This is a genomic window from Cesiribacter sp. SM1, assembly GCF_020178975.1.
In the GTDB taxonomy this organism is placed as follows: Bacteria; Bacteroidota; Bacteroidia; order Cytophagales; family Cyclobacteriaceae; genus Cesiribacter.
The window spans coordinates 38,406-45,046 of the sequence record NZ_JAHXBU010000010.1 but is presented as its reverse complement, the minus strand read 5'-3'; the positions used below and the strand labels follow the sequence as shown (position 1 = coordinate 45,046).

General features: G+C 43.1%; 6 protein-coding genes. All 6 read right to left on the bottom strand.

What is annotated here, in order from left to right:
* A partial coding sequence (locus KWJ01_RS02780) for an alpha/beta fold hydrolase (protein WP_224994818.1) occupies window positions 1–266 on the bottom strand: 266 nt, incomplete at its 3' end.
* Between the two features lie 41 nt (window positions 267–307).
* Window positions 308–727, bottom strand: a complete 420-nt coding sequence (locus tag KWJ01_RS02775; protein ID WP_224994817.1) for an OsmC family protein — start codon at window positions 725–727, stop codon at window positions 308–310.
* 350 nt (window positions 728–1,077) lie between these two features.
* Window positions 1,078–2,169 (bottom strand): alkene reductase, encoded by a 1,092-nt coding sequence (locus tag KWJ01_RS02770; protein WP_224994816.1) that lies wholly within the window; start codon window positions 2,167–2,169, stop codon window positions 1,078–1,080.
* A 92-nt stretch (window positions 2,170–2,261) separates the two neighbouring features.
* A complete protein-coding gene (locus tag KWJ01_RS02765; protein WP_370634641.1) occupies window positions 2,262–2,519 on the bottom strand; it encodes a hypothetical protein in 258 nt (85 codons plus the stop codon).
* 52 nt (window positions 2,520–2,571) lie between these two features.
* Window positions 2,572–3,723, bottom strand: a complete 1,152-nt coding sequence (locus tag KWJ01_RS02760) for a nuclear transport factor 2 family protein (RefSeq protein ID WP_224994815.1) — start codon at window positions 3,721–3,723, stop codon at window positions 2,572–2,574.
* A gap of 1,058 nt (window positions 3,724–4,781) precedes the next feature.
* On the bottom strand, window positions 4,782–6,326 hold the full coding sequence (locus tag KWJ01_RS02755) for an aldehyde dehydrogenase family protein (RefSeq protein WP_224994814.1): 1,545 nt from the start codon (window positions 6,324–6,326) through the stop codon (window positions 4,782–4,784).
* Window positions 6,327–6,641: the final 315 nt, after the last annotated feature.

The window sequence follows — 6,641 nt, the reverse complement described above, 5'->3', positions numbered from 1 at the left end:
CGCAGCGAAATGCCAATCACCCTGAAGCCTTTTTCTACCAGGTATTGATACTGGTACTCGTACATGGCATTATTCAAAGGCCATCCGTGAATCAATACAATCGGCTGTCCTTCGCCCAGATCGACAACATGTAGACGAACATTTTTCTCTACTTCAACATACTCTTGTCTTCCGGCTGAGGCTGGTTTTCTTTTCCCCTGGGAAAAAACCGTGTAACTCTGAAGCAGGATCATCAAAAATGCAGTTGTTAAAATTGCTGTTTTCATTTTCTTGTTAGTTAAAAAATAAGGAATGATGTGATATGTGCTCAGTTGAATGAGTGAAGATGAGCCTCCAGCGTGATCTCAAGATTATATACTTTGCTTACCGGACAATTCTCTTTAGACTGGTGAGCAATCCTGAAGAACTGATCCTGCGATATACCTGGTACTTTTGCCTGAAGCTTGAGCGTTGATTTGGAAATAACCCCATCTATGAGGGTGATAACTGCTTCCGTGCTGAGTTCATCAGGAATAAATCCAGCTCTGGTGAGGTCAGCACTGATTTGCATGGTAAAGCATCCAGCATGCGCCGCTGCCATTAGTTCTTCAGGGTTTGTTCCCGTTTGGTTCTCGAACCTCGTCACAAAAGAGTATGGAGCTTTGTTGAGGATTTGACTTTGGGTGGTAATGTTGCCGTTTCCTTTCTTTAAGGTGCCTGTCCATACGGCATTCGCTGAACGTTTCATGTAGTTTTAATTTTGTGTTTGTGATTAATTTGATATCACAAAGTTGCAGTGAATTACAGGGCAGGAAAATGGACAAATAGCGATGAGTCTTGTACATTTTACCCTGGTGCTAAGTCAAATGCTTTTACTTTGCTGGATTGTTATGGACGAGGCCCTGTTACTAATATATTGAGGTAGTTCAGCCCTTTTCAAAAGATTCAATTCGTTGGGTAGGTAGGAGTTTAGATGAGACTTTACCAGATGGGGCTTTATCAGGAAGACTGAAAGCTTTCAGTGTTCCTGAAGACCGAAAGCTTTCAGTAAAATTAAATCAGGCCTTAAACAAGGCGTTTTGGTCTGACAAATGAAACTCATTGTATTAATTCCAGAACTGGATAATCGGTATAACCTTTTTCTCCCCTTGTGTAAATTGTAGCAGCATCCAATTCGTTTAACGGAGCATTTAATTTGAAACGTTCTACAAGATCGGGGTTGCTAATAAAAGGTTTACCAAACGACACTAAATCTGCACTACCTGTTTCGATAGCCTCATTCGCAGAACGGGCTTCAAAACCCCCATTGATGATATAATTACCCTTGTAAAAATTCCTATAGTGTTTTGCGGTATTCAAAATATAGGTTTGCGGGTCAAGCGTATCATAGGAGAAGCCCGAAATGTGCAGATAGGCAAGATCGTATTCGTTTAACTTAGTGCAGATGTATTCATACAATGCCACCGTTTCGTCGTCAGTTGTTATTCCGAATGTGTTGGTAAGTGTTGGGGAAATCCTTACACCTACTTTATTTAAACTTATACTTTCGCCTACCTTTTCTAATATTTCAAACAGAAACCTACTTCTGTTTTCAATCGATCCACCATATTGATCGGTTCGGATATTGGCACATTTTGCAAAAAACTGGTTGATTAAATATCCATTTGCAGCGTGTACTTCAACACCATCAAACCCTGCATCCATTGCATTAACAGCTGCTTGCTGATAGTCTGTGATGGTTTGATGAATATCTTCCAGTGTCATTGCTTTAGGAGTTACGGTATCCTCTTTACCCTGATGTGTATAGGCATAAAATTGAGGATTGATAGCCGAAGGAGCCAAAGGTAGTTCCCCATTAATTAAATCGGGGTGAGAAATACGGCCTACGTGCCAAAGCTGGGCAAAAATCTTCCCTCCTTTTTCGTGTACAGCATCTGTTGTCAGTTTCCACCCATTTATTTGGGGCTTTGAATAAATGCCTGGCACATAGATATATCCTGTTGCCCGTGGGCTTATGGTTGTTCCTTCTGTGATAATTAATCCTGCCGAAGCTCTTTGGCTGTAATAGGTTGCATGAAGTTTAGTTGCTGCCAATGCATCATTATCTGCACGACTTCTGGTCATCGGTGCCATAACAATTCTGTTAGCTAGTTCTAACGTTTTTGACTGATAAGGTTCGAATAATTTCATTTTGCTTTTATTTTAATGATAAAAAATTGTAGGAATGGTTCCGCCGTCAATGGCAAATTCGGTTACTGTCAAATACTCGGCTCTCAACGACACTAAAAAGCCGACCAATTCAGCAATTTCTTCAGGTTGTGCAGGTCTTCTCCTCCCACAGGTATGCCTCCCAGTGCTTCCATGACGCTTTGTGTCGCTTCTTCAGCAGAAATGTTTGAGCTTTCAGATATTCGTTCCATCATGCTTGAGAATGAGTCTGTCATGATCCAGCCGGATGAGACAGATAAAACCGGAACACCTTGAGATGAATCTTCTTTTGATAACTCTTTGCTGTAATTGATGAGTCCGGCTTTTGCCACCGCATGAGGTTATAACGAGTTCATTTTTACGAAAAAGGGCTGATGGGCTTTGTTAGACACTTTCCAATTCTGCTTCGACAGTCACACTTCTGTAGCTTTCGAAATGATCAATAAAATCTTTCTTTGTCTCTCCCTTGATCCCTCTTTCGTCCATTGCTTTATTTATTATTGCCATAAAAGATTCCCATTGAGGAAGCGTAATATTCAATCCCTGGTGAATTTCCTTCAAAGGCTTTCCGAGATAAATGGTAGGGCCTTTCAATGAGCTGGATAATTTATCAATGATGAGTTGTCTTTGACGCATTTTGGTTGCCATGGAGTGCCCAAGAAATAAATGTTGTAAATCAGGATGCGCCGCCACTTGGGGAAATGCATGATCAATATAAGCGGCAATCCCATCATAACCACCCAGCCGCTTGTAGAGTGGTAACCTGAACATACCATTGTCATGAGTCATTGTATCGGGGACTTCCTGAACGATACCCCAATGCTCCATGATCCTGCCATTTTCCAATCGGAACAAATCAAAGAAGGCAGTTGGTTTAACTCCATCATTACCAAATTTTCCTTCGGAAAAGGCAAGCACAAAATTACCCTGGGCGAGTAGGCAATGAAGGTGCTCTATTTGAATCTTTATACCTTGTTCTTGCAACTGAGAAACCCTATCTATCAAGCCATCAACAGTATTGTCAATGAAGGGGTTGTGCTGGATAACTTCTGGATGATAAAACCCTAGAATAAGACTTTTGTCAAAATTTCCCTTCATGAAAACTTCATTCATTAAGGTTTTGATTATCTCCTTATTGGTATCGGTCTTATCCAGGTCCATAATCTCTGTTGCCCCATCAAACATCCTGTTGCCGCTGGCTGTATTTTCTGGATGGTCCATCATGGCGCTCCAATGTTCAGCAGCCAATCCATCTTCGAATCTGAAAATTTCGAACATTGCCTTTCGATTCGGCCAATGTGCTTCATGATGAAGGGCAACAAAATTCCCGTCTTCAATCACTCGCACAGTTTTTAATTTGGGAGCAGGTATCTCGTTGTTTTTGATCTTGGTCAGAAACATTTTAAATCCTTTTCTACCATCAGGTATAACAGGAGTGTGTTGAATGTAATTTTCGGCCACTAGTGCTGCCGCAGTTTCTACATCTGCTGTTTGGACTGCCTGATTAATTGTCAGTGCAATTTCTTTGTTCGTCATTTTTGTTGTCTTTTTGGTGTTAAAGAATTTTGTGCCTTTATCATAAGCTGGAAAATTTTCTATAGCGCCTTACGGTTCTCGAATTGGAGTTGTGGAGGATTTTTTACACAAATGTTCAGCCTTTACCTGTTGCTGGAATTATGAAAAAAAGTAGAATTTTAGTTTCAGCCCCCATAACGCCAAACCGATGTTATCAGCTGAGTAAGGAGTTTTGTTGCGATTTGACTTTGTGATGCAATGTTACCCTTGCCCCTCTTAAGAGTACCGGTTCAAAGGGCATTTGCTGAACGTTTCATGTAGTTTTACTTTTGTGTTTGTGATTAATTTCATATCACAAAGTTGCAGCGGATTACCTAGTAAGAAAATGGACAAATAGCGATGAGTCTTGTACATTTTACCCTTCTCTTCTGCATGGGGCCTGTACGTCTAAGATTTTTTCAATGATGTTAAAAAGGGAGTGCTGCCAATTATTTAAAGCTTCCAGCTACGCAGCAATTCTAAGATTACAGTAAAGTTCTTACTGTCTGGGAAAAAGTGGCAGGTAGTGCATTGACGAGCTACTTCTGCTTTTACCTGGACTGCGTTCTACTAGCGCAGAAATAAAGGAATCCTTTTCACAAGGGTCGTAGTACAGCCGGGCAATGCTGTACGGGCACTGCAGGGAAGAGCCCATGGGCAACTGCATGTCTAAGGTAAGGGGGCTAAGTTCTGGTAGCAGGCAGCTACCCGTTCATTACTAATAGCAAAGAGTTAGAGGATATTCCCATCGCCTGGGTAGGGATTCTTAACCTTTCCAGAGGAATGGTGGATGCCTCCTCCTACTAGAAATAACCTTTGAGTGCCCAACAGTTTGAGTCTCTATATTTTTGATCCTGTTTGATGGAACGTAAAGCAAAAAAAAGGTTGGCTTTTTTGTGAGGCACTTTCACAAAAAAGCCCTTAAAAAATTCCTCCGCTACAATACCCTATTTAACCTTCCCTCATTCCAGGTTATATGTAGTTATAAAATTAAAAATTTGAGCTTAGGTGTTTTCAGAAAGCTGGAAAACTCAAATTACTTAAATTTTCTCCGGTAAAAGAGTAGCATCTTCATAATTCCCGTATACCGTTTCCGAAGGTGCACCCTGAGTAACCGCTTCCACCAGGAGTTTACCTCCTACGAAAGCCCCCTTCCAGGATTCACCCAGGCCTCCGAATACTTCCTCCCGATCGCCGCGGGAGCGAAGATTATTGATACCCACTTTAAAGGCCCGCACTTCCCGTGCCGTACGTTGCGCCCACTTTACATCATCGGAGGCAATAGCTGCAACCAGTGCACCATTGGAAATATTCATTTCTCCTACCAGTTCTTCTACCCGGTCCACAAGCACAATAGAGTCAATAGGTCCGAAAGGCTCTTTAAAATACAATTCACTTTGCCGTGGCAGGTTTACCAGTGCCCGTGGTGCCCTGTAAGCCGAACGGTCCTGATCAGGCAAGAATAAGGAATCCTCCAGTTTGCCATCATACACAGGAGTAGCGCCCGTTTTCAGCGCATTACTATAGAGACGGTCAAGATCCTCTGCCTGGCGGCGGTTAATTACCGGGCCAAAGGCCAGATCCGGCAGTTTATCCTCCGGCCTGTCTACCAAAGTAGGATTCCCAATTTTCAGGCTGCGAATGGAGTTCCAGTAGGTTTCCAGGAACTGCGGAAATAAAGGGCGCTCCACCACAAAGCGCACATAGGCCGTACAGCGCTGTTTGCCGTAGTCATAGCCTTTCTTGAGTTGCTCACCAAGGCTGTTCCAGTCAGAGAAATTCCAGATGCCGTAGGTGTTTACGCCTTCCATTTCAAGCATATAGCGCTTGTGCACAGAGGCCAGGGCATCGGCAATATTACGCCCGTTATAGCGACCGCCTACAAAAGAAAGACAGGCGATTGCCTGATCCTTAACCAGTATGTCACTTAATTCTCCTCCAGAGCCGCTCACCAGGGTAACGGGCAATCCACTGCGGCGGGCAATTGCGAACGCAATGCTTAGCGAGATAAAACCACCATCCGAAGGGGTTTTAGCCACCGCCACATTCCCGCAAAGCACCTGCACTAAAACAGCGTGCATCAGAACCGACATAGGGTAGTTCCAGGAAGCAATGTTCGATACCACTCCAAGGGGTTCGCGGCTGCCAAGTAGTTCCTCAATATGGTCCACATACCACTGCACTCCGTCTATACAGCGGTCAATATCGGTAAAGCCCAGCTTATATGTCTTGCCGATTTCCCACATTAAAAGTTTTCCAATCAGGTCTACATGTGCCCGCAGTTGGTCAAGGCACTCCTGCACACGCCGCTTACGTTCATCCAGGTCTACGCGACTCCATTCCTTTGCTTCGCGATGGGCGCCCTGGATAGCTCGGAGTGCAGTAGCTCTATTCAGCATGGGCAGACTGCCTATGATAGATCCGTCGATCGGAGAAATAAACTCTTTGGGAGAACCAGTTTCCTGCCAACGGCCTTCCAGCAGGTTTAGATAATGACCATGCGGATCAAAAATTTCGGGAGTCACCTGCTTCACTTGTTGAAGTAATCCGGAAAACTCAAGCTGAGGCGAAATGATTTTTGGCATGAATATTCTTTGTTTAGGTGTCTGGATAAAAAAGAGGTAAATCAGGTTATTGAAGTGAAGTTTGAGGTTGATAGTCTAAATGGCAATACCAGGAGGTTGAATAATGAAGTTAGGTGGATAAGCAGCGGCATTTTCTGCTAAGGGTATACACAAGGATAAAAATAGTTGACGTTTCTGCGAGTAATGGTGATTGTACTTTATTGTGTTGAACAACCTGATTTCCCCCATAAAAACTACCGGTACTAAAGTACTAAAATTATCAAACTTCCTGTTAAGGGGGTATCACCACCTGCTTGTGGGCTTCTTTAAGGCATG

Bases quoted from the DNA above. Each gene is read 5' to 3' on its own strand.
- KWJ01_RS02770 (WP_224994816.1), bottom strand. From the start codon at position 2,169: ATGAAATTATTCGAACCTTATCAGTCAAAAACGTTAGAACTAGCTAAC.
- KWJ01_RS02775 (WP_224994817.1), bottom strand. From the start codon at position 727: ATGAAACGTTCAGCGAATGCCGTATGGACAGGCACCTTAAAGAAAGGA.
- KWJ01_RS02755 (WP_224994814.1), bottom strand. From the start codon at position 6,326: ATGCCAAAAATCATTTCGCCTCAGCTTGAGTTTTCCGGATTACTTCAA.
- KWJ01_RS02760 (WP_224994815.1), bottom strand. From the start codon at position 3,723: ATGACGAACAAAGAAATTGCACTGACAATTAATCAGGCAGTCCAAACA.